Genomic DNA, 25,251 nt, shown 5'->3' with positions numbered 1-25,251 from the left:
GCGGACACGTTCGCGGCGCCGGGGCCGCGAACGTGTCCGCGGAGGCGAGACTCGGGTGCGCGCGGGAGGTGCGGGCGGCGCGGACGCTCGCGTCAGCGCGGAGCGGTCGTGCGGCGGGCGACGAGCCGGGGCTCGACCAGGGTCTCCTGCGCCGGAGCGGTCGGGTCGGCGATCCGGGCGAGCAGGCGCTCCCCGGCGCCACGGCCGATCTCCACGCTGCGGTCGTCGATGCTCGTCAGGCCGACGTAGGACGACGCCGCGAGCGGGGTGTCGTCGTAGCCCATCACCGACACGTCCTCGGGGACGCGCAAGCCCCGGGCGGCGAGCCCCGACATCGCACCGAGCGCCATGACGTCGTTCGCGGCGAACACCGCGGTGACGTCGGGGTGGGCGTCGAGCAGGTGCCCGACGGCCTCGGCGCCGGCCTCCTCGGTGGGTTCCACGGGCATGACGTGGGTGGCGAGCGAGGAGGGCGACGTGGCGGAGGTGATCCGTGCCTCCAGGCCGGTGAGCCGCTCCGCGGACGCAGCCGAGCGCCCGCCGACGAAGCCGATGCGCGTGTGGCCGAGCGCGAGCAGGTGCTCGGCGGCCATCCGACCACCGGCGCGGTCGTCGTTCGCGACGGTGTCGGCGCGGGGGAGCACCGCACGACCGCCGGCGACGACGACGGGCATGCTCGCCGGGATCGCGAGGTCGGTGTCGGGCTCGCCGGCGATGACGATGCCCTCGACGCGCATGGACAGGAAGCCCTCGACGGGTGAGGCGTCGAGCCCGGTGTTGAGGAAGCGGTCGGCGACGACGAGGCGGTGCCCCTGGTCCTGCAGCGCCTCGCGCAGGCCGGTGAGCAGGTCGACGAACCACTGGTTGCGGAAGTCGTCGAGCACGACGCCGATCGTGCGGCTGCGGGTGCCGGCGAGGGACACGGCCGCGGTGCTCGGGCGGTAGTCGAGTTCCTGGATGGCCCGCAGGACGGCCTCGCGGCGCTGGTCGCTGACCTTCGGGGACCGCTGGAGCACGAGCGAGACGAGGGACTTCGAGACCCCTGCGCGGGCGGCGACGTCGTAGATGGTCGCCGGTTTGCCGTCTGCGGTGGCGGACCTGCCGTCTCCCATGATCTCCCTCGACCCGTCGTGGTGTCCCTCGATCGTAGCGGCCCCGACTCGAGCGGTTGTCAGGACATGGTGCGCCGACCGGGGTGGGTGGGGTGCGATGGGATGGGTGTAGCGGGCGCGGGGCGTCCGGCGTGCTCGCGGGGCGGAGGTGGCGCGGAGGCGGCGTGTGGTGCTGGGTGCTCGCGCACCACCGGAAGCACGTCGCGCCACGGAACCGCGTGGCGCGACGTGCTTCTCGTTGTGCTGACGGCCGAGCCGCCCTGAGCGCCGAGCGCCGCCCGCGCCGCCCCGAGCGCCGCGCCCGCGCCGCCCGCGCCGCCCGCGCCGCCGCGCTCCGCGCCGCGCCCGCGCCGCGCGCCGCCCGCGCTACCCGATCAGGCTCGGCCGCAGGTCGCGCAGCGTCCGCGAGCGGGTCTGCCGCGCGGTGACGACGTACGACACGAGCAGCGCGCCGAGCAACCAGCACGCGAGCACCCCCGCGTCCGACCACACCGCCGCGAACGACCCGCCGTACATCGTCTGCCGGATCGCGTCCACGGAGTAGGTCATCGGGAGCGCGAAGTGCAGCGCCGCCAACGGCCCCGGCAGCGTCTGCCACGGGAAGGTCCCGCCGGCGGTCACGAGCTGCACGAGCATGAGCACCAGGCCGAGGAACTGCCCGACCGAGCCGAGCAGCACGTTGAGCGCCATGATGATCGCCGCGAAGGTCGCCGAGGCGAGCACCATCACGGCCACCGTCGACCCGGCGTGCACCACGTCGAGGTCGAGCGCGAACCGCACGATCAGGAACAGCGCCGCCATCTGCACGACCCCGAGGAGCGCCGGGGTGAGCCAGCCACCGAGCACCACGCGCAGCGGCTTCTGCACGGCGGTGATCGCCCGCTTGGAGATCGGCTTGAGGATGAGGAACAGCGCGTACATGCCGATCCAGGCGGCGAGCGAGATGAAGAACGGTGCGAGGCCGGCGCCGTAGTTCGACGCGGCGGCGACGTTGTCGTCGCCGACCTTGACCGGGTCCGAGATCACGGACGCCTGCGACGAGCGCTGGGCGGCGGTCGATGCCGGGATCCTCGTGCGTCCCTGGTCGAGCTTCGCGGCGAGCTCCTTCGAGCCGTCCTCGAGCTGGTCGACACCCGACGAGAGCTGCGAGGCACCGGACGCGGCCGACGCGGCACCGTCCGCGAGCGAGGCCGCACCGGACGACAGCGTCGGTGCCGCGGCGGCGAGCTTCGACGTGCCCGCGGCGACCTGCGACGAGCCCGATGCGAGCTGCGAGGCGCCGCTCGACGCCGATGCGATGCCGTCCGCGAGCTGCGGCGACGCCGAGGCCAGCGCCGACGTGCCGGCCGCGACCTGGGCCGACCCGTCGCGGAGCTGGTCGACGGCCGACTTGGTCGACGCGTAGGTCTCCTTGGCCGAGGCGCCGGCGGTGTTCACGTCGCCGACCGCCTTCGTGATCGCCTCCTGCTGCGAGGGGGTCAGCGTGACGCCCTCCGGCAGGTTCGCGGTGATCTGCGCGAGCACCGTGGCGGCGTCCACCGGCTGCACCGCGTCGACGTCGGCGCTGACCGAGTCGACCTTCTCGGCCAACGCCGCGTTCCCCGCTGCGACCCGCTGCGCGCCGTCGTTCAGCTGCGCGGTCTGCGCGGGGAGTGACGCGGTCTGCTGCTGTGCGGACTGCAGCCCGGACGCCAGGGTCGAGGCCCCGGACGCGACCTGCTGTGCGCCGCTGTCGAGCTGGGCGGTCTGCGACGGCAGTGCGGCGGTGCGGGAGGCGAGCTGCGAGGCCCCGGCGGACAGCGCGGAGGTGCCGGACGCGAGCGAGGACGCGCCGTCCGCAGCCGTGGTCGCCCCCGATGCGAGCTGTCCCGCACCGTCGACGGCGTCGCCGAGGCTGTCCCGCACGTCGGCGAGTCCGACGAGCAGGGTCGTCGCCGCCTGCTTGCCGACCCGCTCGGCGACGGCCGTGCGCATGGTCTTGCCGGCCTGTTCCGCGATGGTCGAGGCGAGGTACGAGTTCGTGTCCGCGGTCGTCATGACGAGTTCGGCACGCTTCGGGTCGTCGCCCTGCGCCGACGCCAGGGCCTCGGAGAAGTCGTGCGGGATCGTCACGACGAAGTCGTACTTGCCGTTCCGCACGCCGGAGCGCGCGTCGGCCGCGGTCGTCTCGGTCCACTTGAAGTCGGCGCCGTCGATCGCCTCCTTCGTGACGTCCTCGCCGTAGTCGACCCGGTCGCCGTCGAGCGTCGCGCCGGCGTCCTGGTCGACGATCGCGGCCGGGATCTGGTCGAGCTTGGCGTACGGGTCGCGGTTCGCCCAGAGGTACGCGCCGCCGTAGAGCAGCGGCACCACCATGAGGGCGACGAACGCGAGCCGGGCGAGCGGCGTTGCGGTGAGGCGCGCCAGTTCGGCGCGGATGAGCGAGGGGATGGTCACGCGGGTGCCTCCGTCGGGACGGTTGCGGGAGTTTCGGGGTCGGAGGGGCCGGACGGGAGGCCCTGGTCGCCCCCGTCGGTCGAGGTCACGTCGTCGGGACCCTCGGTGCGGATCGTGTCGAGCAGCTGCTCGACGGTGGCTGCGGCGGCCTTCGACGTCACGAGGACGACGGTGACGCCGCGCCGGGCGACGTCGCGCACGACCGCGAACCAGTCGGCCACGGCGCCGCCGTGCCGCTCGGGCGAGGTGAGCACGATGCCCGTGACCCCGTCCCGCAGCAGCGCGAGCTCGACGAGCAGCCGCACCCGCACGTCGGTCGGGACCCGCTGCACGTGCGTGTCGGCGTGGTCCCGCATGCCGAGCTCGTCGAGCACGGTGTCGACGTGGTCGCGCGAGGGGCGCTGCCCGGCGAACGCGAGTTCCTCGCGCACGACCTTCCGGATCGTCATGACGGGGAACGGTTCGGCGACGCCCGGGGTGTCCACGAGCGCGAAGGCCGCGCGTACCGCTGCGGCGTCCTCGTGTCCGTCGAGCAGCACCCGCCCGGACTCGGGACGCATCCGCCCGCCGGCGATCAGGGACGCGAGCACCGGGGCCTGCTCGGTCTCGACGGCGACGACACCGGGGCGACCGGGAGCGGCGACGGCGGACACGACGGGCAGCTCGGCGCCGGGCTCGTCGCCGATGCCGACGTGGTCGAGTTCGAGCGTCATGCGCGGGTCTCCTGCTCGGTACGGGGTGCGGGTGCGGCGGGTTCGGACAGCAGCGCGGTGCGCCAGTCGATGCCGGCGGTGCCGAGCGCCGACAGCACGACCGTGCGGCGACCGGCTTCGTCGCTCGTGCCGGACCGGGTGGCCTCGTCGAGGACGGCGATGCAGGCGGCCTCGACCAGGCGGGCGAGCGTGTCCGCGTCGACGTCGTCGCGCATCGAGCCCTCGTCGATGCCGAGCGCGCAGGCCGTGCGGACCTGTGCCCGCAGCGGCGCGAACACCTCGGCCACGGACTCGGCGAACGGGCTGCGCAGGGCGACGCGGGCCATGGAGCGCACGTGCGAGACCTCGGCCCAGAGCGTCACGGCGATCGCCGCGAGCCGTGCGGCGGGCGGGAGGTCGGCGAGCTCGGACGACGACGGCATCGCGCCGGCGATCCGTGCGGCGCCGCCGGTCACGACCTCGCGCACGAGGTCGTCGCGGGAGGGGAAGTGTCCGTAGACCGCACGGCGCGACAGGCCCGCGGCGGACGCGATGGTCTCGAGCGAGGCATCGGGGTCCTGCTGCAGGACGCTCCGTGCGGCCTCGATCAGGGCGGCCCGGTTCGCCGTCGCATCCCGTCGGGGCGCGCGTCCGGGCTGGTCGGTGGTGGTCACGAGCACCATCGTAATAACGTGCACACTGCTGTGCAAGTTACGAGGTGCTGTACCCCCGAACGAGGGCCAGTCCTCCAAAGTGCGGACTGTTCCGCCTGTGAACGAACGCATAACTTCACAGGAATTCCCACCACGGACAGAGCCGAGGAGTGCGCCCTGTGACACGTGCAACACCGAACCGTGCAGTACCCGAGCAACCACCCACCACGGAGCGCACCACGCGGTCACGCGTCGCACGCATCCTGACCGCCGGCATCGCCGCCGTCGCCCTGTCGTGCGGCGGTCTCGCCGTGGGCGGCGCAGCGAACGCCGCGCCGAGCGGTCTCTCCGCCGCCGACCTCAAGCTCGCGGCGCCCCTGCGCGACGCCAAGCCCCAGAAGACGGTCGCGGCGTTCGTCCGCACGACCGGCCAGGGGGCCCTCGAGGTCGACGCGAAGGCGAAGGGCGGCGACCTGACGAGGTCGAAGACGCCGTCGTCCGCCGCGAAGGAGCGCGTGCAGGCGATCACGTCGACCGTCGACGCCGTCCGCGCCGCCGTCAAGCGGTCCGACGCAGAGGCGACGGAGCTGTACTCGACCGAGTACACCGTCCCCGGTGTCGCCGTCGTCGCCGACGTCGACGCCCTGCGCGACATCGCCAGCCGGTCGGACGTCGAGAGCATCATCCCGCTCACGCCGAAGAAGATCGTCGACCCGACCCCGGGTGACGCGTCGAAGGCCCCGAGCGGCGTCGACCCCGACCTGGTGCAGCCGGGCGCGGACGGCGTCAGCCCGAAGAACGCCGCGAGCGACGTCTACACGCGCTCGCTCGACGCGTGGCAGCAGACCGGCCGCACCGGCAAGGGCGTCAACGTCGCCGTCCTCGACACCGGTCTCGACTACACCCAGGCCGACTTCGGCGGCCCCGGCACGACGGCCGCGTACGAGCAGGCCCTCGCGAGCACGAGCGCGCCGGACCCGAGCTGGTTCGACGCGAAGAAGTACCTCGGTGGCTACGACTTCGCCGGCCCCACCTACAACGCCGACTCCTCGAGCGCGGGCTACGACCCGACCCCGAAGCCGGACGCGAACCCGATCGACGGCAAGGGCGGCGACCACGGCACGCACGTGTCCGGCACCGCCGCCGGCTACGGCCTGACCGCGGACAAGAAGACGTTCCGCGGCGACTACACGAAGCTGACCAACCAGTCCGTCCAGGACATGTGGATCGGCCCGGGCACCGCGCCGGACGCCGGCCTCTACGCCCTCAAGGTGTTCGGTGACGGCGGCGGCTCGACCGACCTGACCGGTGCCGCGCTCGACTGGGTCGGCCAGGCCCTGACCGAGGGCAAGGACATCAACGTCCTCAACCTGTCGCTCGGTTCCGACTACGGCGCACCGGACGACCCCGACAACGCGAAGATCGACGCGCTCACCGCCCGCGGTGTCCTGCCCGTCATCGCCTCGGGCAACGCCGACGACTTCACCGACATCGGTGGCTCGCCGGGCAACGCCGAGGGCGCCCTCACCGTCGCCGCGAGCGCCACCGGGCAGTCGCTGTTCGACGGTGTCAAGGCCACCGCGCCGTCCGACGTCGCCGGCACCTACCGTGCGCAGTACTCGCAGAACTACCAGGGCACGCTGCCGGTGGAGGGCGACGTCGTCGTCCCGACCACGAACATCGACGGCTGCGCAGCGTTCAGCGCCGACGAGGCCGCGAAGATCAAGGGCAAGGTCGTCTGGCTGAAGTGGACCGACGGGGCGCTCGAGTGCGGCTCCGGTGTGCGCTTCACCAACGTGCAGGCAGCCGGCGGTGTCGGCGTCCTGCTGGCCGGGACGGTGACCAGCTTCGACTCGGGCATCGCGGGGAACGCGACCATCCCGGGTGCCGAGCTGACCTCGGACAGTGCTGCGAGCCTCCAGGCCGCCGCGACGGCCGGGACCCTCCACGTGCAGTTCGCCCAGGAGCTCAAGGGCTTCCAGCTGGCGACCGACCAGGCGAACGTGAACACGCTCGCCCCGTTCACCAGCCGTGGCGTGCACGGCTCGTTCGACGACATCGTCAAGCCGGACGTCGCCGGCCCCGGGGTGAACGTGATCTCCGCGGCCAACGGCACCGGTGACGGCCGCATGTCGATGAGCGGCACCTCGATGGCGACCCCGCACGTGGCCGGCATCGTCGCGCTGACGTTCCAGTCGCACCCGTCGTGGACGGCCCCGCAGGTCAAGGCCGCCGTGATGAACACCGCGACGCACGACGTTCGTCAGGGTGACCGGGACGCCACGCTGCTGCGCCAGGGCACCGGCCGCGTCGACGCGCTGCAGGCGGTCACCGCGGGCACCACGGTGCGCAGCATCGAGAACGACCAGCTCGTCACCGCCTCGTACGGTGTCGTCGAGGTCAGCGGGAAGACCACCGAGTCCCGCACCCTGCAGATCCAGAACACCGACGGCCGTCCGCACACGTACGACGTGGCGTACCAGGCCCAGGTGGACCAGCCGGGTGTCGCGTTCTCGCTGAGCACGAAGCGGGTCACCGCTCCGGCGCACGGCACCGCGACCGTCAAGCTGACGTACACGATCGCCGACCCGACGCAGCTGCGTCGCGTCATCGACCCCACGCAGGAGTCGGTGCAGTCCGGCTACCAGCGTGAGTTCGTCGCCGCCGAGTCCGGTGTCGTGTCCTTCACGCCGACGGACGCGAAGCTGAACCCGATGCGCCTCGGTGCGTACGTCGCGCCGAAGCCGGTCAGTGCCGTGCACGGCAAGGACATCGCGTTCTCGGGCTCGACCACGACCGCGGAGCTCGCGCTCACCGGCCGCTCGGTCGACCAGGGCGACGCCGTGACCGGGTACCACTCGTCCGTCGCACCGTTCGTCCTGGGCGGGACCGACCCGCAGGAGCCGCTGCCCGCCGGTTCGGCGAAGCAGTCGCTGCAGGCCGCCGACATCCGGGCCTACGGCGCGAACTACGACAAGGCATCCGACACGCTCGCCTTCGGCGTCCAGACCGCGGGTGCCGACGCGAACCCCGGCGCGGTGACCAACGTCGAGGTCCTCATCGACACGGACCGCGACGGTGAGCCGGACTACCTGGTCTACGACGCCAAGTCGGCCACGGTCGACGCGACGCTCGCCACCACGGTGGACCTCGCGACGGGCAAGACGGTCGACGCGCAGCCGCTCAACGGCGGCACCGCGGGACAGGACGTCAACACGTTCGACAGCGCCGTCAAGGTGCTGACGGTGTCGGCGTCGACCATCGGTGCGACCGGTCCGTTCGACTACTCGGTCCTGACCGAGTCGGCGTACGCCCCGGCCCTCGCCACCAGCGGCTCCAACGTCGTGGACGAGACCGACCCGGCGACGTACGACCCGTCGGCACCGGCGCTCACCTTCGCGCAGGGCACCACCACCGGTGTGCTCTACGCGGACAAGGGCGCGCTGCAGGTCACGCGACAGGCCGACGCCACGAACGCCCGGGTCCTGCTGCTCCACCTCGGCAACGCGGTGGGCGACCAGGCCGACGTGCTCCAGGCGGCGCAGACCGCGCCGACGCTCACCCTCCGCGAGGGCAGCGCCGTCACGATCTCCGGCACCCCGAAGGTCGGCAAGACGCTCAAGGCGAAGCCCGGCTCGTGGGACGGCAAGAAGGTCTCGTACTCGTACCAGTGGCTCCGTGACGGCGTCGCGGTGCAGGGTGCGACGGACCAGCGCTACACGCTCGGCACGACGGACGCGGGGCACCGCTTCTCCGTCGAGGTGACGGCGAAGGCGACGGGCTACCAGGACGGCTCGGCGACCTCCGCCGAGACCGCGACGGTGGCACCCCGCAAGTAGCGATCGACACGAACGCCCCGTCACCGGTCCGGTGGCGGGGCGTTCGCCGTTCCCGGTCTCCGAGCGGAGTGGTCCCGAGTGCGGCAATGGGACATGTAGTTAGGCAAACTAGGCAATGGATGGGAGAGTGAGGCCATGCGATCCCACACCTCCCTGATGCAGCTCCGGGCGAACCCGATGGAGTGGCGCCGCCGTGGGCTGACCCCGCCCGACGCGCTCCAGGCCATGGTCGAGGAGCGGCTCGCGCAGCCCGGTCACGCCCAGCCGGTGGGCGACCCGTCGTACCAGGACTTCTTCCGCGCCTGATCGCGGAACGCCACCACCACGACGGACGGGAGGCGCGGTGCCAGCTGGCACCGCGCCTCCCGTCCGTTCCGTGGTGCGGTCTACTTGCCGATCTTGTCGTCGGCTGCGTGCTCCGCCTTGTCGATCTGGTCGCCGTGGCCACCGCCGGTGGCCTTGTCGGCCGCGTCCGCGGCCTTGCCGAGACCGGCGTCGGTCGCCTGCTCGCCCTTGTCGCTGTCCGCGAAGTCCTCGGCCTTGTCACCGAGGTCACTCATGTCGTGCTCCCTTGCTCGTCGGATCTGACCCGTCCGACGCTGCGCCGGTCGGCCCGGACGGGCTCCCAGGTCCGATCTGTGGGTCGCCCTCGTCAGCCGTCTCGTCCACAGGGATGTGGCGTGCAGATGGACAGTCGATAGACTCGGGTGGACCATCGGCCCAGCCCGCCGGTGCGGTCCTCCGCCAACGTGAGGAGAACCTCCATGCCCGCAGCAGTCATCATCGGTGCCCAGTGGGGTGACGAGGGCAAGGGGAAGGCAACCGACCTCCTCGGGTCCCGCATCGACTACGTCGTCAAGTTCAACGGCGGCAACAACGCCGGCCACACCGTCGTCGTCGGCGGCGAGAAGTACGCGCTGCACCTGCTGCCGTCCGGCATCCTGACGCCCGGCGTGACCCCGATCATCGGCAACGGTGTCGTCGTCGACCTCGAGGTCCTGTTCCAGGAGCTCGACGCGCTCCGTGCCCGCGGGGTGGACGTCTCGAAGCTCCTGGTGTCCGCGAACGCGCACGTCATCACGCACTACCACCGCACCGTCGACAAGGTGACCGAGCGCTTCCTCGGCAAGCGCCAGATCGGCACGACCGGTCGCGGCATCGGCCCGACCTACGCCGACAAGATCAACCGCGTCGGCATCCGCATCCAGGACATCTTCGACGAGAACATCCTGCGGCAGAAGGTCGAGGCGGCCCTCGACCAGAAGAACCACCTGCTGGTCAAGGTCTTCAACCGTCGCGCGATCGACGCGGACGAGGTCGTGGAGTCGCTGCTGTCCTTCGCCGAGCGCCTGCGCCCGATGGTCGCCGACACCGCGCTCGAGATCCACCGCGCGCTCGAGCGGGGCGACACCGTGCTGTTCGAGGCCGGCCAGGCCACCATGCTCGACGTCGACCACGGCACCTACCCGTTCGTGACCTCGTCGTCGGCGACCGCCGGCGGCGCCGCGACCGGTTCGGGCATCGGCCCGGGCAAGCTCGAGCGCATCATCGGCATCGTGAAGGCGTACACGACCCGCGTCGGCGCCGGCCCGTTCCCGACCGAGCTGTTCGACGAGTCGGGGGAGTTCCTCCGCGCCAACGGCTTCGAGTTCGGCACCACGACCGGCCGTCCGCGTCGCTGCGGCTGGTACGACGCCCCGATCGCCCGGTACACGGCGCGCATCAACGGCGTGACCGACTTCGTGCTGACGAAGCTCGACGTGCTGACGGGCCTCGAGACCATCCCGGTCTGCGTGGCGTACGAGGTCGACGGTGAGCGCGTGGACGAGGTCCCCGTGAACCAGTCGGACTTCCACCACGCGAAGCCGATCTACGAGGAGTTCCCCGGCTGGACCGAGGACATCACCGGTGCCCGGTCGTTCGAGGACCTGCCGAAGACCGCGCAGGACTACGTGCTCGCGGTCGAGGCGATGTCCGGGGCGCGGATCTCGGCGATCGGCGTCGGCCCCGGCCGTGACGCGATCGTGGTCCGCCACGACCTGCTCGGGACCGGCGAGGCTGCCGCGTGACGATGCGGATCCTGTTCGTCTGCAGCGGCAACATCTGCCGCTCGCCCCTCGGCGCCCAGGTGCTCGAGGCCCGGCTCGGCCCGGACGCCCCGGCGTTCACGGTCGAGTCGGCCGGCACCATCGCCGACGACGGCGCCCTGATGGACGAGACGGCTGCCGCGCAGTCGTCGCGTCTGGGTGGGGAGCCCTCCACGCACCGTTCGCGCTACCTGACGGAGCAGATCGCGGCGTCGGCCGACCTCGTGCTCACCGCCGAGCGCTCGCACCGCGCAGCCGTCGTGTCGCTCGCACCGCGGGCAGCGAAGCGGGCGTTCACCATCAAGCAGTTCGCCCGGGTGCTCGACGGGCTAGAGCCCGGCGACCTGGCCGGCATCGAGACCGCGCAGGACCTGGTCGACCGGGTCGCTCGACTGCGGGGGACCGTGCCGCCGCCCGCCGACCCGGCGGACGACGACGTGGACGACCCCTACCGTCGGTCCGAGGACACCCACGTGCGGGTCGCCGACGAGATCGACGCGGCGCTCACGCCCATCGCGGACGCCCTGCGCGCGCTGCGCTGACGCCCCTCCGCTCCGGGAACGACGAAGCCCCCGCCTCGACGGCGGGGGCTTCGTCGTGTCTGCTCACGCCTCCGGCAGGCGGTACGTCCCGACCGTGATCGTGTGCGCGCCCTGGCCGGCCAGCTGTCGCACGACCGAGTCGGTGCGCGCCCGGTTCGGCACGGCGTGCTTGCGTGCCAGGTCGGTGACGAGCCCGCGGAGCTCGTTGTCGTTCGTCACGACGGCGGTCGTCGCGGAACGACCCGTCGGCGTCGTGCTCGTGCTGCGGTCCTCCGGGTTGACGTACGCGGCTGCGTCGCCGGAGTAGAACACGCACGAGTCGACCCACTGCGGCCCGTTGCCGTCCTCGTCCGCCAGGAACCGCTGCAGCCGGCGGGCCTGCTGCCGGACCTGCCGGGTCGGGGCGTTCCCGCCGGACTGCACCCGGACCTGCCACCAGTGCTCGACGTCGTCCGCGTGGTCGAGGACGCGACGGCTGCGGACCTGGATCGCGAACGACCCGGTCAGGGAGGACTCGTCGAGCAGGTTGCGGAACGCGTGGTGCACCGCGCTCGGCTTGCGGCCGTCGAACACGATGCCGTTCCACCGCTTGTTCTCGATGACCAGCACGTGGCCGGACTCGAACACGAGCACGTGGTCGAGCTGGGCGGCGTAGCTGCGGTCGCGGTCCCGCTCGCCCTGGGCCACCGGCACGAACACCACGTTGGTCAGCAGGGCGCCGTTGATCCCGGCGGCCTTGCAGACCTCGAGGATCGTGCGCTGCGAGGCCTCCTCCCAGCGCATGCCGGTGCGGGCGAGGGCGCGACCGGCCTCGGCCTCGGCGAGGGCCTGCTGGCGGGAGGCCTCGGCACCGGCGAGCTGCCGCGCGTGCTCCGCGTCGGCGGCTGCGGTCTGCTCGCGGTGTTCCCGCTCGAGGGTGCCGGTGCGGTGGTCCAGCCGGACCTCGGCGTCGGACAGGGCGGCACGGTTGAAGGACTGGGTCCGCCGCAGGACGATCACCAGGACGACCACGACGATCGCGAGCCCCCCGGCGACCACCCACGGCACGAGGTCGCTGGTCATGGGTTCACCTCACCACGGCTCGACGCGAGTCGGTCGCCGCACCCCGGCGCGTCCCGAGGTCCGATCGGCGATGTGTCCGACGGCCCACGGGTGGCAGCGGACGCCGACACGATCCGCCGTGGTCGGTACGGTGCCGTGGTGCACCACGGAGAGCGCGGCACCGCGCAGCAGATCACCGTCGGAGTCGCGGTCGGAGCCGGGGCGGCCGTCGCCGGTCTGCTCCCGTGGATCGTCACCGGGATGCGGCTCCCACTGCAGAACCTGTGGGCGACGCCGACCACCGACCCCTCGGACATGCCGATCGCCCTGCTGCCGTTCAGCCAGTACGCGGTGACGACCATCGCGTCGCTGCTGCTCGTCGGGGGAGTCGTCGCTGGCATCGCCGTCCGGGTACTGCGTGCTCGCGGGTCCATCGGGCGCAGCGGATCGCTCGCGGCGCTCGCCGGGCTGGTCGGGGTGCAGGTCGTGGCCGTCGTCGAGACCGCCGTCGTCACGGGCGCGGGCATGCGGATGGACGGCACGCCGGGCACCGGTGCGGACGTCAGCGCCGCGCAGTTGTACGTCGTCGCGCTCACCGTCGGGTCGCTCGTGTGCGTCGGAGCGGCGGCGGTGCTCGCTGCGCTCGTCGCCCGAGCGGCTCCCGGCGGTGCGCTCGTCGCACTGGCGCTCGGCGCGGTGGCGCTCGGGTCGTGGGCGAACACGTTCGTCGTCCCGCCGGTGTCCTCGCCCGGTGACGCGGCGGGCGTCGTCCTCGCGGTGCTGCGGTGGCTTCCGGCCGTGGCGGTCGGTGCGGCGATCGCGTGGACCGGGCTCCGTACGGTCGGTCAGGGCATCGCCGCGCTGATCGCGCTCGGGCTCTTGTGGACGGGGACCGCGGCGATCACGGCGGTGTCGTACGCACTGGGGTCGCGCGTGTACCTGCCGTACCCGCTCGAGATGGTGTCGGCCGGCGCCACGGTCTTCGTGATGGCGATGGGACCGGCGGGAGCGACCCTGGTGCCGCTGCTGATCGCCGCCGTCATCGGAATCGCCGGTGCGGTCGTCGTGCGCCTGCGGGACGGACGGCGCCGGTCGGATCCCTGAGCAGGATCGGTGCGGCCAGGTCGAACGGCGCTGGGCGGCCCGTGAACCGGGTCAGCGCGGCCAGGTCGCGACGACCGCCACCGCGTTGAACAGCACGTGCGCCACGATCGCACCACCGATGCGGTTCGTCATCGCGACCAGGGTGCCCGTGAGCAACCCGAGCACGAAGGTCGTCAGGAACACCTGCACCCCACCGAGCGAGGTCGTCGCCGACCCGAGGAACAGGTGCGACAGCGCGAAGAGGAACGCCGTCACGAGCACGGCCAGCCAGCGCGTCCGGGGCGTGAGCTCGGCGGCGAGCAGACGCTGGAACAGCCCGCGGAAGAAGAGCTCCTCGAGCACGGGGCTGACCAGCACGATGCCGACCGCCGACACGAGCAGCAGCCCGATGTCCGGGGTCCCGAGCGACGGCGCGGGCTGCAGGCCGCTCGTCCCGGTGAAGGACAGCGCGAGCACGGCGTCGAACACCCGCGTCAGGATCACGACCCCGAGCGCGAACACGAGGTCGCCGAGCTCGATCCGGAAGCGACCGAACAGGTCACGGCCCGAGCGGCGCAGGACCCAGACGATGCCGAGCACGAGCGGCACCCACACCGCGAGGTTGCCGAGCAGCACCTGGAGCACCGGGCCGGGGACGGCGCCGCGCAGCGTCAGGCTGCTCACGATCCGGGCGAGCACGACCGCCACGACGAGGGCGACCAGCAGGGCGACGAGGTCGCGTTGCCGGGCGGTCGAGGGCTCGGTGGCGGCCACTTCCGGCTCGGATGTCATGGGGCGAGCGTAGAGGACGACCGACGCAGATCGGCAAGAACAGCCGAGTGAGGCTCAATGGTGTGGCACTATTTGTATGCCGTCTGCTGGGACAAGCCCACGGAACCTGTGTCGGGACCACAGGAACGGCCAGGATCGGGGAAGGCGGGCCGCGTGGAACTGCGCGACTACATCACAGTGCTGCGGAAGAGTTGGGCACTGATCCTCGTGCTCGCCCTGGTGGGCGTCGCGGCGGCAGCAGGGTTCTCCCTGCTGAAGAAGCCGGTGTACTCCGCCGAGGCGCAGGTGTTCGTGTCGACGGAGACGTCGGGCAGCGCGAGCGACCTGGCGCAGGGCAACACCTTCACGCAGCAGCGCGTGCTGACGTACTCGAACCTGGTGTCGACCCCGATCGTGCTCCTGCCGGTCATCTCGTCGCTCGGGCTCGACATGAACGCGGACGAGCTGTCGAAGATGGTGTCGGCGACGGCGCCGACGAGCACGACCCTCATCTCGATCACGGTCAACGGCACCGATCCGGTGCAGGCGACGAACATCGCGAACGCGACCTCGCAGAGCCTGACCAACGTGGTCGAGGACATCGAGGCCACCGACGAGAACGGCTCGAGCAGCGTCAAGCTGACCCGCGTGAAGCAGGCACAGGTGCCGAGCTCGCCCGTCAGCCCGAACGTCCCCGTCAACATCGCCCTCGGCCTGCTCGTCGGTCTGGCGCTCGGCGTCGGCATCGCCGTGCTGCGCGAGACGCTCGACAACCGCGTCCGCGTCGAGACCGACGTCGAGAAGATCAGCGACAAGCCCGTCGTCGGTGGCATCGCCTACGACAACAAGGCGTCCGAGCGACCGCTCATCGTGCAGGTCGACCCGCGCAGCCCGCGCGCCGAGTCGTTCCGCACGCTCCGCACGAACCTGCAGTTCCTCGACCTCGGCACGGGCTCGCGCACGTTCGTCATGACGTCGTCGATGCAGTCCGAGGGCAAGAGCACCACCGTCGCGAACCTCGCGATCGCGCTGGACAGCGCCGGCTTCAAGGTCATCCTGATCGACGCCGACCTCCGTCGCCCCCGCGTCGGCGAGTACATGGAGGTGGACGGCTCCGCCGGGCTGACCGACGTGCTCATCGGTCGCGCGAGCCTGGAGGACGTCGCGCAGCCCTGGGGCCGCGGCAACATGGTCGTGCTGCCCGCCGGTCAGATCCCGCCGAACCCGTCGGAGCTCCTCGGCTCGAAGGCCATGCAGGACCTGATCGAGACGCTCGAGCAGCAGTTCGACTACGTGCTCTTCGACGCACCGCCGCTGCTGCCCGTCACCGACGCCGCGATCCTGTCGAAGAAGGCGTCCGGTGCCATCCTCGCGGTCGCGTCCGGCAAGACCCACAAGGGCCAGCTCGCCGCCGCGGTCGCGTCGCTCGAGAACGTCGGCGCACCGATCGCCGGCTTCGTCATCACGATGATGCCGGTCAAGGGTCCGGGCGCGTACGGCTACGGCCGCTACGGGTACGGCTACGGGTACGGCCTCGACGAAGAGGAACCGCCCCAGAAGTCCACCAAGTCGTCGGGGAAGACCCGCGGCAAGCTCGGCGTGGTCCGCCGCGCGGACCGCTGACGGCGGTCGGGGGATGAGCCAGCGCCGGGGGATCCGAAGCCTCGGGAGCGAGCTGCCGCGGACGACGCTGATCGGGATCGCACTCGTGGTCGTCGCGCTCGTCGTCGTCGACGTCGTCCTGGTGGCGCTGGCGCTCGCGCGCACCGCGCCGGAGGCGCGCGGCGACGCCGGTCCGGTGCCGACGTTCGGTTCGAGCGCGTCAGCGCCGGCGACGCCGGGACCGTCCGCCACCGCGTCTGCAGAACCGACGGCCGACGGGGTGTCGACCCGTCACATGCTGTCCGCGGTCGACGGACTGGAGGCATGGCGAGCCTCCAGTACGACCTGTGACGTCTCCGAGACGGTGCTGGAGCACACCACCGACGGTGGGCAGGAGTGGTCACCCGTCGCCCTGGGCGACGACGTGCGGACCATCGGGTCGCTGCGCGCGACCGCCGACGGCCTGTCCGTGCTCGTCGGCGTCGGCGACGAGTGCGCGACCGAGGTCCGCACCAGCACCGACGACGGAGCCACCTGGGTGCTCGGGACCGCCGGTGCCGCAGGCGCGGGGGTGACCGACCAGGGGTTGGTGCTCGGGGACGCGGTCGTGCCCTCGCCCTGCGAGGACCCGCTCGACGCCTTCCGGGGTGACAGCACGACGCTGGTCGCGTGCGCTGACGAGCTGCGGTGGCGCACCGGTACCGGTGCGTGGGTGACCGTGCCGATCGACGGCGTCCGTGCCCTCGCGGTGAACGGGACCGAGTACACGCTCGCCCGCATCGGGACCGACTCGTGCGACGGCGTGCAGATCGAGACGATGCCGGCGTCGGGTGTGACGCCTGCGACGACCACCACGCCGATCGGTTGCAACCGGGTCGCGACGGACGGTGCGATCGCGCTCGACCGCTCCGGGCAGGACGTCTGGATGTGGACGGGCGACGGCGTCGCGGTGTCGAAGGACGGCGGGGCGACGTGGTGAGCGTCGTCGAGCGATCAGCGGTGCGGCCGGAGGCATGGGAAGCGACCTACTCCCGTCGGCTCGTCATCACCGACGTGTTGGCGCTGGTCTGGGTCGTCTTCGGCGTGCAGATCGCCTGGTTCGGTTTCGACAGCAGGCAGGTCGCGGGAAGTCCGGCGGACCTGGCCCTCGGCTACACCGCGGTGTCGGTGGTCCTGATCGGCGCCTGGCTCACGGTGCTCGCGGTCTACGACACCCGCGACCCGCGGTACGTCGGGAGCGGCGCCGGCGAGTACCGGCGCATCGTTGATTCAGCGATCCGCCTCTTCGCGCTCGTCGCCATCATCGCCTACGTGTTCAAGCTCGACATCGCGCGCGGCTACGTGTTCATCGCCTTCCCGCTCGGCGTGCTCGTGCTGCTGCTCACTCGTTGGATGTGGCGACAGTGGCTCAACGCGCAGCGTCGCGGCGGCAAGTTCTCGGCGCACGTGGTGCTTGTGGGGTCGACCGCCTCGGTCGAGCACATCGCCCGCGAGCTGATCCGCCACCCCGAGGAGGGCTACCGCGTCGTCGGCGCTTGCGTGCCGACCGGCGAGATCGGCTCGCCCCTCGGCGCGACCGGTGTGCCCGTGCTCGGTCGCATCCCGGATGCCGTGGTCGCGCTGCGCAGCATCGGGGCCGACACGGTCGCCGTCACGAGTTCCGACGATCTCGGCGCCCAGGCCGTCCGGGAGCTCAGCTGGGAACTCGAGGGTGGTCGCGAACACCTCATCGTCGCCCCCAGCCTGACCGAGGTGAACGGCCCCCGTATCCACACGCGGCCCGTGGCCGGTCTGCCGCTCATCCACGTCGAGATGCCCCGGTACGACGGGTCAGCGCTCTTCACCAAGCGAGCGTTCGACATCGTCGGCTCGGCCGGGCTGATCATCGCGCTCTCGCCGCTGCTCATCGTCCTGGCGCTCGTCGTGAAGCTCACCAGCGCCGGACCGGTGCTGTACCGCCAGGAGCGGATCGGGCTGAACGGCCAGCCGTTCGACATGCTCAAGTTCCGGTCGATGCGCGTGAACGCAGACGCCGAGCTGGAGGCGCTGCTCGCCGCGCAGGGCAAGGGCGACACTCCACTGTTCAAGCTCGACAACGATCCGCGCATCACACCGATCGGGCACTTCCTGCGCAAGCACTCGCTCGACGAGTTCCCGCAGCTCTTCAACGTGTTGTTCGGGTCGATGAGCCTGGTCGGCCCTCGCCCCCAGCGGGAGGGTGAGGTCGCACTGTACGACGCCGCCGCCGCGCGCCGGCTCCTGCTCAAGCCCGGCATGAGCGGGCTCTGGCAGGTGGGCGGCCGGTCGTCGCTTGCTTGGGAGGACGCGATCCGGTTGGACTTGTACTACGTGGAGAACTGGTCAGTGACGAGCGATCTCAACATCCTCTGGAGAACGGTGCGTGCCGTGGTCGCACCAGGGAACGAAGCACACTGATGGCAGGTCTCATCGCTCACGAGTGGATAGCGCAACACGGCGGTTCCGAGAACGTGGCGGAGTCGATGGGGCGTGCGTTCCCGGACGCCGACGTCGTGACGCTCTGGAACGATGCTCCCGAACGCCTGCGCGGACACAAGGTCACCGAGACCTGGCTGTCCAAGACCCCACTGCGGCGGAACAAGGCCGCGGCGCTGCCGTTCATGTCGTCGACATGGCGCAACGTCGACACGAGCCCCTACGACTTCGTGCTCGCAAGTTCGCACGTCTTCGCTCATCATGTCCCGGTCGACCGGGAGACGCCGAAGTTCGTGTACGCACACACTCCGGCCCGCACGATCTGGGCACCGGAGCAAGACTCGCGCGGGGCGAACGTCGTTGTGAGAGCGTCTGCACCCTTCTTCCGGCGGCTTGATCGCAGTCGGGTGGACGACAACGCTCGGTACGCAGCGAACAGCAACTACATCAAGGAGCGGATCGCCTCCACATGGGACCAGGACGCGACGGTCATCTATCCGCCGGTCGACGTCACCGGGATTCGGAGTGCCGCACCCACCCTCGACGGGCGGGAGCGTCGCCTCCTCGACGGGCTTCCGTCCGACTTCGTGCTCGGCGCTTCCCGCTTCGTGCCCTACAAGCGTTTGGATCTCGTCATCGAGGCTGGCTCAGCCGCCGGGATCCCGGTCGTGCTCGCTGGCGGCGGACCGTTGCGGGAAGCGCTAGAGGCGAAGGCCGCCGACTCTCGGGTCCCGGTCGTGTTCATTGATCAACCCTCCAACGGTTTGCTGCACGAGCTCTACCGTCGTGCGTCGGTCTTCTTGTTCCCCCCGGTCGAGGACTTCGGCATCATGCCGGTCGAAGCGATGGCGGCGGGTACTCCCGTGGTCACCTACGCGGTCGGCGGCGCCAGTGAGAGCGTGGAGATCGTCCGAGGGGGCGTCGTGTCCGCCTCCCTCGACCCCGGAGAGCTCGGGTCCGCACTGTTGAGCGCCGTGGACACAGACATGCGGGACGTGCCGCAACGGGTCGAGCGGTCGTTCGGCGAGGATGCCTTCATCACGCGACTGCGCGACTGGATGTCCGAGAAGTGAGCTCCACGAGCGACGCGACCGATCGTGTGAAAGTGCTCTTCGTAGACCATTCCGGCTTGCCCGGCGGGGGCCAACTCGGCCTCCTCCGCTTCCTGCAGTCACGGGCGGGGGCAGGGACTTCGGTACTCCTGCTCGACGAGCCGGGTATCTTCTCGACGGTTCCGGGCAACCGCGTCCACAGCGTGGGGAGGGGCGGACCGTTGAGGCGGCTCATGGCCCTCGGTGGAGCGCTGCGCCGTGAAGCTGTCCGGAACGGTGCGGAGCTGGTCGTTGCCAACAGCCTACGTTCGGCACTCGCTCTCGCCCTGACGCGGAAGCCGCGCGGAGTCCGGTACGTCTACTACCTTCGAGTCGACATGGACCGCAGCAAGATGAGCCGCGCCCGGTGGGTCCTGCTGAACGGCTTCGTCCTTCCTCGTTTCGACGGCTTCATCAGCAACAGCCGTTGGACAGAATCCACGATTCCGTCGAGGTTCCTGGAGAAACCTCGTCGTGTCGCATACCCGGTCAGCGGAACCGTCAATGCCTCGGTGCCGGCGAGGCCAAGCCACGAAGCGACGTCGCTGACGGTCCTCAGCCTCAACCGGGTGGTGGAGTGGAAAGGACTGCACGTTCTCGTCGAGGCCGTGCAAATCCTCGTCGACGAGGGTTTCCGACACCGGGTGAACGCGGTGATCGCTGGAGGGACCTTCCACGAGGACGAGGCCTACGCAGCGCGACTCGAACATCGAGCGTTGGCCGAGAAACTCCCGATCTCGTTCCTCGGGCACCAGGCAGACGTCGCGCCGCTCCTCGGTCAGTCTGACGTCGTGGTCTCTTGCTCGCTCGTGGCTGAGCCGTTCGGGCAGGTCGTGGTCCAGGGTCTGGCCGCGGGCCGTCCGGTCATCGTCACCAACAGTGGAGGGCCGCGCGAGATGATCACAGACGGTGAGAACGGCGTCGTCGTCGAGCCGGGTGATGCGCGAGCCCTCGCCAGGGCGCTCAGACGTCTCGCTGAATCTTCCGAACTCAGGGACCGGATGGGTGCGGCGGCGCGCCGATCTGCGGAGCGGTTCTCGGACGAGCGCACGACGGAGGAGCTCGTCACCTCGCTGAGCGGGCTCAGAGAAGACATCGCCGCGCAGCAACGGATCGGACGTCGTCAATGAGTGGGCGTTCAAGCGGCAGGGCGGACGGCCTGACTGCGGAACCAGTCGACCGGCCACGCCTCCTGATCATCACGAGGTCCTTCGCGGACAACTCCACGGGAAGAGCCTTCGCGCTCTGGTCGCTTGCACAGCGACTCGGTTGGACCGCGATGGTCGTGTCCGGCGACGACAGTCCGGTGTGGTCCCCGCTCGTCGGCAGCGCCTTCGCAGAAGCCTGCTCGTACGTGTCAGACGAGGGGGCACTCGAACTCGCTCGACAGTCTGACCTCTTGATTGCAGTGAAGCCCTTCCCGGAGACGCTTGGTCGCGCGGCTCGAATGCAGGCCGTGACATCCACACCTGTCTTGGCTGATGTGGACGATCCGGACATCGAGGTGAGGTTCCCGTTCCACGATCCTCGCAAACTCGTCTTCAGGGCCGTTACCCGCCCGAGGGAGCTGATCACGGGGTTCCAGATGAAACGTCTGGTGAAGAAGTTCCCGGTCACGGTGAGCAATCCGGTGCTCCAGCGACGATTTGGTGGTGACATCGTCGGTCACGTTCGTACTGACACCGGGCCCGGAGCGACGCACACAGCGCGGGGCGGGAAGGTGGTGTTCGTCGGAACGAACCGGAAGCACAAGGGTGTCGATGTCCTCCGCGAAGCAGTCGCTCGACTCGCGTCGGAAGGTTTCACCCTCACCGTCACCGATGATGAACCAGAAGACGCCAAGGCGTGGGAGCAGTGGACCGGACGCACGACGCTCGAGGAAGGACTACGACTGGTCCGGACCGGGGACATCGTCGTGGTGCCGAGCCTCCGGGGTCACACAACCTCCGGAGCGCAACTCCCCGCCAAGCTCATGGATGCCATGATCGCGGGTCGGGCCATCGTCGTTTCGGACTTCGCTCCCCTGCGCTGGGCTGTGGGTTCCGGTGGCCTGGTAGTCGCCCCGGGCTCCGTCGAAGCTCTGGCAAGCGCGCTTCGCCAATGTGCCGACCCTGCGCTGCGAGCAACGCTTGGTGCTGCGGCACGCGAGCGCGGTATCGATGAGTTCTCGGTTGACGCCGTCGCGGACCGTTTCGCGGCGATCTGCCGAAGAGCAATCGCTGGCGCCCCGGTCCGATCGCGGGATGGACAATGACCAAGGACATCCGGCAGCAGCCCACTCGTCTTCCCGTCGAGGACCACTCGGCTGTGGCCGGCGCAGCGCGGGGAGGCGCGGGCTTCACGATGATCGCGCAGGTCATCGTGCTTTGCGTGACGTTCGGTGGCACATTCGTGCTCGCCAACCTCCTGCCGCCCGCCAGCTTCGGTCTCATCGGTATCGTCACAGCTGCCACGGGCGCAGGTGATCTCTTGCGCGACGCCGGTCTCGCGAACGCCGCGATTCAGGCGCGTCGGCTTTCCAACCAGCAGCGTTCGAACCTCTTCTGGACCTCGGCGGCGCTGGGTTCGACTGTCGCGCTCGCCGTCTACCTCATCGCTCCATTGCTCGGGGGCGTCTACGACAACGCCGACATCGTCCCCATCACGCAAGCGATCGCGGTCTCCTTCCTCCTCAACGGTCTCGCGTCGCAGCACCGCGCATCGTTGTCCCGCGAACTGCGTCTTCGCGCCACCGCTGCTATCGACGCGCTTGCGTCGGTGATGAGCACCGTGACCGCCATCACGATCGCTGCGCTGACGCACAGTGTCTGGGCTCTGGTGTTCCAGCAACTGGCGGGCCCCGTGATCGCTCTCACACTGGCCCTCTGCCTAGCGCGGTGGTGGCCGATGCTCCCACGACGCTCGGAGGGGATCAGGCCGATGCTGTCGTACGGATTCCACCAGCTCGGAGCGCAGCTGGCGGTGTACGTGGGGGAGAACATCGACACCTTGATCGCGGGCTACCGGTTCTCGCCGACGGAAGTCGGTTACTACAGTCGGGCGTACTCCCTGGTGACCCGGCCTCTCACCCAGGTGAACGTCCCCGCGGGGAAGCTCGCCAACCCGGTACTCTCGCGTTTCCAGGATGACGACGAGCAGTACTTCCGCTATCTCCTCCGGGCGCAACGGCTCTTGCTGGTGGTGACAGCGACGGTGATCATGCTCTTCGCCGCTATCGTCGCGCCGATCATTGCTCTCCTGCTCGGAAACGAATGGGCGCCAATAGTCCCCCTGATTCAGATCCTCGCGGTCGGCGCCCTCTTTCGGGTCGCAGCGTTCAGTACTTCATGGGTCGCGGCATCGCGCGGGCTCAACAAGATCAGCCTCTACGCCAATCTCACGGGACTTCCGGTGACGATCGGGGCGATTCTGCTCGGCTCTCAGTGGGGTATCACGGGCATTGCGGTCGGACAGGCGGTGTCGGGGCTCACTTCGTGGGTCCTAGGGCTCGTCTGGTTCGCTTACAAGGCCAAGACCCCAAGCCGGCAGTTGTTCGGCACGAGCGCAGAGCTGTTGGCCACCCTGGTGTTGCCGTTCGTGGGCGGCATCTCCGCTGTTGGTCTGACGAACGAACTGAGCCCGTGGATGTCCATCGCTTCGGGAGTCGGAGCATTTGCGCTGGTCTACCTGCTCGAGGTCCTTGTACTCAAGCGCCTCAGAGCAGATATTCGTAGTGTCCTTAGCGTCGTCTTCTTCCGCGGCGCTTCTCGCCTGAAGCGGTGATACGTCCGTTGGCGAAGCGGTCGGTGACAACAGATCGCGAGAGCAGACCGACACGTGCTCGAGCCTCATTGTGATGCGCGTTCATCACGAGCGCATTGCTGGCCCTCAGCGGGGAGTGCCCGCTGGCGAATGAATTGCCCGCCCGAGGCGGTGGCCGAAGCCCTCATTTCGCAAGGGCGGCAGTGGTCGTTCTGTGGCCCGTATGCGGTGATACCCGCAAGATGAGGTAGTGCGGTGCCACTGAAGGCCCGAGAGTCGCGTTGGCTACTGGCGGTGGAACGACCGCCGGGCGGAGCCTCCTCTCCGGGAGGCTCCAAGTTCAGCTTCGTGGCCGAGCGCGCTGTGTCAGCCGAAGGATTTGGATGACTGAACGGCTCCTCGGAGCGGAGTAGCCGCGGGGGAACCGAGCGACAGTGCTGCCCCGAGCGTCAGAGCAAATAGTGGAAACGCTTGGAAGTAGCTTGTGACGTCATTGAACATCCAGAGGAGCATCACTGCGGCGAGCAAGCCGCGCGTCATGACCCGAGTGCCGGCGTCAGGGATACGACCCGCGTCACGAGCGAGATCGAACCAGATTTTGGCGACTATGAGCAGGTAGACGGTACCGAGGATTACCCCGAAGTCTGCAAACGCTGCAACGAAGAAGTTCTCGGTGGGCAGATGGAAAACGGCATCAGCTCCGCGGATGCCCAGGCCTGAAGTCCATGCTCCATTCTGGATCATTCCGTGGAAAATCCCCTCCCAGTGCTCCACTCGCCCGGACGTCACGTTGCCGTTGGCCAGGTCGAGACGCGACAGCGACTGCGGCGTGAAGGAAGGGATGACACCAAAGGAGATCAAAGCGATCAGCGTCAGAATGCCAAGCGGTAGGAGCAGCAGCCAGAAGGCAGGTCGGCGGCGTTCCGCAATCACGATGCAGACCACGAGGACGGCCGCACCGATCAGGCAAACGCGTGCAAGAGAGAGGGCATAGCTGACGAGCAGTAGCGCTGCGGCGATGGCGTAGCCGACCATTCGAAGCCTTGTCCGCGCCATGCTGATAGCAAGCGCAAAAGCTGCCACGACTGCAAGGGCTCCATAAGCACCAGACTCGCCGACCCACCCACCGAGCCTGTGGATCATGCCTCCTCGAGTGCCATCAGAGAACGTCTGGTGTGCGTAAGTCGCTGGCAAGTTGGCTCGGTAGCCCGCGATAGAGGTGACACAGGAGGCCACCGATGCGATCGTGCAGACTGCCAACAGCTGCTTCGCCCTGGCGGATTCCACTCTCGCGACGTAGACGGCCGCCAAGGTTCCGAAGACAAACAGGAATCGGACGGTGAGTAGCCCCTGGGTTGCAAGGACGTTGCTCGGGTACAGCCAGATGGCAGCGACGCCTGTACTGACAATCACGACGCCGAGGAGTATCAGAATTCGCGCGAGGCGCCCGCCACTGCTCGAAAGAACGACGCCCCACATGAAAATTCCGAAAATATCGATCGGGCGGACTTCGCCACCGCCGACGCCAGGGACGGCAGGGAGAGATGCGATCACAACTGCTGCAACAGCCGCCCAGAAGGCGATGCCTGTTCCCCTGACTCGAACGGCATCGACTGTTGAGCGAGTGAGGCCCCTGGGCGCACCAACTTCACTCAAGGTGCGCGTCGGTGCCGCTGTCGTCATACTGGCAGTCTAGGCATGTCGAGCTCTTGTCACGAGCGCTAGCGCGATCGAGCTTGGAGGCGCTGCGGCGAGTGGGCCTCAACTAAGATGGACCCATGTCGGACCTGCCGGAGTCGCGACGCACTGCAGTTCGCCGGGGGAACAGGTCCCGTGTCGGTCTGTGGATCGTCTTGTCGATTGTCTTCCTCTTGTTCCTCGCTGCAGCATGGGTGGGGGTACGCGGCGTTCTCGCCAAAGGTCACCTCGAAGGGGCCGTCGCCGATGTCGGTACCCTGCGGTCGCAGCTCACGGGCGCCGACACGAGCGCCGCGCAGCAGACGGCGAAGCACCTGGAGGACGAGGCATCCGCGGCGCGGTCACTCACCAGCGACCCTGTTTGGGGCGCAGCCGAGTACGTCCCGTTCTTCGGGACGAACCTGCGTGC

20 protein-coding genes are annotated in these 25,251 nt (G+C 69.8%); 12 read left to right on the top strand and 8 right to left on the bottom strand.

The window, feature by feature from the left end; all coding sequences use genetic code 11:
- Positions 1 to 92: 92 nt before the first annotated feature.
- The 4 genes from ACIP6W_RS03150 to ACIP6W_RS03135 all read right to left on the bottom strand — a co-directional run bounded on the left by ACIP6W_RS03150 (position 93) and on the right by ACIP6W_RS03135 (position 4,914).
- Positions 93 to 1,112 (bottom strand): LacI family DNA-binding transcriptional regulator, encoded by a 1,020-nt coding sequence (locus ACIP6W_RS03150; protein WP_400428246.1) that lies wholly within the window; start codon positions 1,110 to 1,112, stop codon positions 93 to 95.
- A gap of 366 nt (positions 1,113 to 1,478) precedes the next feature.
- Complete coding sequence (locus ACIP6W_RS03145; RefSeq protein WP_400428244.1) at positions 1,479 to 3,548, bottom strand: YhgE/Pip family protein; 2,070 nt, start codon at positions 3,546 to 3,548, stop codon at positions 1,479 to 1,481.
- On the bottom strand, positions 3,545 to 4,261 hold the full coding sequence (locus tag ACIP6W_RS03140) for a hypothetical protein (protein WP_400428241.1): 717 nt from the start codon (positions 4,259 to 4,261) through the stop codon (positions 3,545 to 3,547). The genes ACIP6W_RS03145 and ACIP6W_RS03140 overlap by 4 nt, the downstream gene beginning before the upstream one ends.
- Positions 4,258 to 4,914, bottom strand: a complete 657-nt coding sequence (locus ACIP6W_RS03135) for a TetR/AcrR family transcriptional regulator (RefSeq protein ID WP_066657692.1) — start codon at positions 4,912 to 4,914, stop codon at positions 4,258 to 4,260. The genes ACIP6W_RS03140 and ACIP6W_RS03135 overlap by 4 nt, the downstream gene beginning before the upstream one ends.
- Positions 4,915 to 5,072: 158 nt before the next feature.
- On the opposite strand from ACIP6W_RS03135, the gene ACIP6W_RS03130 reads away from it, so the two are divergent.
- The gene (locus tag ACIP6W_RS03130) at positions 5,073 to 8,732 is read left to right on the top strand and encodes a S8 family serine peptidase (protein WP_400428238.1); all 3,660 of its coding nucleotides are present in this window, start codon (positions 5,073 to 5,075) and stop codon (positions 8,730 to 8,732) included.
- Positions 8,733 to 8,867: 135 nt separating this feature from the next.
- A complete protein-coding gene (locus tag ACIP6W_RS03125; protein WP_153257418.1) occupies positions 8,868 to 9,038 on the top strand; it encodes a hypothetical protein in 171 nt (56 codons plus the stop codon).
- Positions 9,039 to 9,118: 80 nt separating this feature from the next.
- Here ACIP6W_RS03125 and ACIP6W_RS03120 read toward each other — a convergent pair whose 3' ends face one another.
- A complete protein-coding gene (locus ACIP6W_RS03120; RefSeq protein WP_400428236.1) occupies positions 9,119 to 9,292 on the bottom strand; it encodes an Rv0909 family putative TA system antitoxin in 174 nt (57 codons plus the stop codon).
- Positions 9,293 to 9,496: 204 nt separating this feature from the next.
- On the opposite strand from ACIP6W_RS03120, the gene ACIP6W_RS03115 reads away from it, so the two are divergent.
- Complete coding sequence (locus ACIP6W_RS03115) at positions 9,497 to 10,801, top strand: adenylosuccinate synthase (protein WP_066652061.1); 1,305 nt, start codon at positions 9,497 to 9,499, stop codon at positions 10,799 to 10,801.
- Positions 10,802 to 10,803: 2 nt separating this feature from the next.
- Positions 10,804 to 11,361: a low molecular weight phosphatase family protein gene (locus ACIP6W_RS03110; protein ID WP_245171941.1), complete on the top strand. Its 558-nt coding sequence runs from the start codon at positions 10,804 to 10,806 to the stop codon at positions 11,359 to 11,361.
- 63 nt (positions 11,362 to 11,424) lie between these two features.
- On the opposite strand, the gene ACIP6W_RS03105 is transcribed toward ACIP6W_RS03110, so the two are convergent.
- Positions 11,425 to 12,423, bottom strand: a complete 999-nt coding sequence (locus ACIP6W_RS03105; RefSeq protein ID WP_400428234.1) for a nuclease-related domain-containing protein — start codon at positions 12,421 to 12,423, stop codon at positions 11,425 to 11,427.
- Between the two features lie 138 nt (positions 12,424 to 12,561).
- On the opposite strand from ACIP6W_RS03105, the gene ACIP6W_RS03100 reads away from it, so the two are divergent.
- On the top strand, positions 12,562 to 13,506 hold the full coding sequence (locus ACIP6W_RS03100; protein WP_400428232.1) for a hypothetical protein: 945 nt from the start codon (positions 12,562 to 12,564) through the stop codon (positions 13,504 to 13,506).
- Positions 13,507 to 13,557: 51 nt separating this feature from the next.
- On the opposite strand, the gene ACIP6W_RS03095 is transcribed toward ACIP6W_RS03100, so the two are convergent.
- Complete coding sequence (locus ACIP6W_RS03095) at positions 13,558 to 14,277, bottom strand: CPBP family intramembrane glutamic endopeptidase (protein ID WP_081984608.1); 720 nt, start codon at positions 14,275 to 14,277, stop codon at positions 13,558 to 13,560.
- Between the two features lie 153 nt (positions 14,278 to 14,430).
- Between ACIP6W_RS03095 and ACIP6W_RS03090 the strand changes: the two genes are divergently transcribed.
- From ACIP6W_RS03090 to ACIP6W_RS03060, 7 genes are all read left to right on the top strand, one after another.
- Positions 14,431 to 15,879, top strand: a complete 1,449-nt coding sequence (locus tag ACIP6W_RS03090; protein WP_209684074.1) for a polysaccharide biosynthesis tyrosine autokinase — start codon at positions 14,431 to 14,433, stop codon at positions 15,877 to 15,879.
- Positions 15,880 to 15,892: 13 nt separating this feature from the next.
- Positions 15,893 to 16,837 carry a hypothetical protein gene (locus ACIP6W_RS03085; RefSeq protein WP_400428230.1) on the top strand — a complete coding sequence of 315 codons (945 nt, stop codon included), beginning with the start codon at positions 15,893 to 15,895 and terminating at the stop codon, positions 16,835 to 16,837.
- Positions 16,834 to 18,294, top strand: a complete 1,461-nt coding sequence (locus tag ACIP6W_RS03080) for a sugar transferase (RefSeq protein WP_400428227.1) — start codon at positions 16,834 to 16,836, stop codon at positions 18,292 to 18,294. The genes ACIP6W_RS03085 and ACIP6W_RS03080 overlap by 4 nt, the downstream gene beginning before the upstream one ends.
- Positions 18,294 to 19,385, top strand: coding sequence for a glycosyltransferase (locus tag ACIP6W_RS03075; protein WP_400428225.1), 1,092 nt, complete (start codon positions 18,294 to 18,296; stop codon positions 19,383 to 19,385). Before ACIP6W_RS03080 ends, ACIP6W_RS03075 begins: the two co-directional genes overlap by 1 nt.
- A gap of 356 nt (positions 19,386 to 19,741) precedes the next feature.
- Entirely contained in the window at positions 19,742 to 20,533 is a 792-nt protein-coding gene (locus tag ACIP6W_RS03070; protein WP_400428223.1) for a glycosyltransferase, read from the top strand.
- Positions 20,534 to 20,688: 155 nt separating this feature from the next.
- The gene (locus ACIP6W_RS03065; RefSeq protein ID WP_400428220.1) at positions 20,689 to 21,657 is read left to right on the top strand and encodes a glycosyltransferase family 4 protein; all 969 of its coding nucleotides are present in this window, start codon (positions 20,689 to 20,691) and stop codon (positions 21,655 to 21,657) included.
- A complete protein-coding gene (locus ACIP6W_RS03060) occupies positions 21,654 to 23,165 on the top strand; it encodes a lipopolysaccharide biosynthesis protein (RefSeq protein ID WP_400428218.1) in 1,512 nt (503 codons plus the stop codon). The genes ACIP6W_RS03065 and ACIP6W_RS03060 overlap by 4 nt, the downstream gene beginning before the upstream one ends.
- 345 nt (positions 23,166 to 23,510) lie before the next feature.
- Here the strand turns inward: ACIP6W_RS03060 and ACIP6W_RS03055 are convergent, their stop codons facing one another.
- On the bottom strand, positions 23,511 to 24,827 hold the full coding sequence (locus ACIP6W_RS03055) for a hypothetical protein (protein WP_400428216.1): 1,317 nt from the start codon (positions 24,825 to 24,827) through the stop codon (positions 23,511 to 23,513).
- Positions 24,828 to 25,251 lie beyond the last annotated feature (424 nt).

It is taken from the genome of Curtobacterium sp. NPDC088465 (genome assembly GCF_044753165.1).
GTDB lineage: Bacteria > Actinomycetota > Actinomycetes > Actinomycetales > Microbacteriaceae > Curtobacterium.
Note: the sequence above shows the minus strand (reverse complement) of the source record. Positions and strands in the feature narration are given on the sequence as shown.

Bases quoted from the DNA above. Each gene is read 5' to 3' on its own strand.
- ACIP6W_RS03150 (WP_400428246.1), bottom strand. From the start codon at position 1,112: ATGGGAGACGGCAGGTCCGCCACCGCAGACGGCAAACCGGCGACCATC.
- ACIP6W_RS03140 (WP_400428241.1), bottom strand. From the start codon at position 4,261: ATGACGCTCGAACTCGACCACGTCGGCATCGGCGACGAGCCCGGCGCC.
- ACIP6W_RS03125 (WP_153257418.1), top strand. From the start codon at position 8,868: ATGCGATCCCACACCTCCCTGATGCAGCTCCGGGCGAACCCGATGGAG.
- ACIP6W_RS03120 (WP_400428236.1), bottom strand. From the start codon at position 9,292: ATGAGTGACCTCGGTGACAAGGCCGAGGACTTCGCGGACAGCGACAAG.
- ACIP6W_RS03115 (WP_066652061.1), top strand. From the start codon at position 9,497: ATGCCCGCAGCAGTCATCATCGGTGCCCAGTGGGGTGACGAGGGCAAG.
- ACIP6W_RS03110 (WP_245171941.1), top strand. From the start codon at position 10,804: ATGCGGATCCTGTTCGTCTGCAGCGGCAACATCTGCCGCTCGCCCCTC.
- ACIP6W_RS03105 (WP_400428234.1), bottom strand. From the start codon at position 12,423: ATGACCAGCGACCTCGTGCCGTGGGTGGTCGCCGGGGGGCTCGCGATC.
- ACIP6W_RS03095 (WP_081984608.1), bottom strand. From the start codon at position 14,277: ATGACATCCGAGCCGGAAGTGGCCGCCACCGAGCCCTCGACCGCCCGG.
- ACIP6W_RS03085 (WP_400428230.1), top strand. From the start codon at position 15,893: ATGAGCCAGCGCCGGGGGATCCGAAGCCTCGGGAGCGAGCTGCCGCGG.
- ACIP6W_RS03075 (WP_400428225.1), top strand. From the start codon at position 18,294: ATGGCAGGTCTCATCGCTCACGAGTGGATAGCGCAACACGGCGGTTCC.
- ACIP6W_RS03070 (WP_400428223.1), top strand. From the start codon at position 19,742: ATGGACCGCAGCAAGATGAGCCGCGCCCGGTGGGTCCTGCTGAACGGC.
- ACIP6W_RS03060 (WP_400428218.1), top strand. From the start codon at position 21,654: ATGACCAAGGACATCCGGCAGCAGCCCACTCGTCTTCCCGTCGAGGAC.
- ACIP6W_RS03055 (WP_400428216.1), bottom strand. From the start codon at position 24,827: ATGACGACAGCGGCACCGACGCGCACCTTGAGTGAAGTTGGTGCGCCC.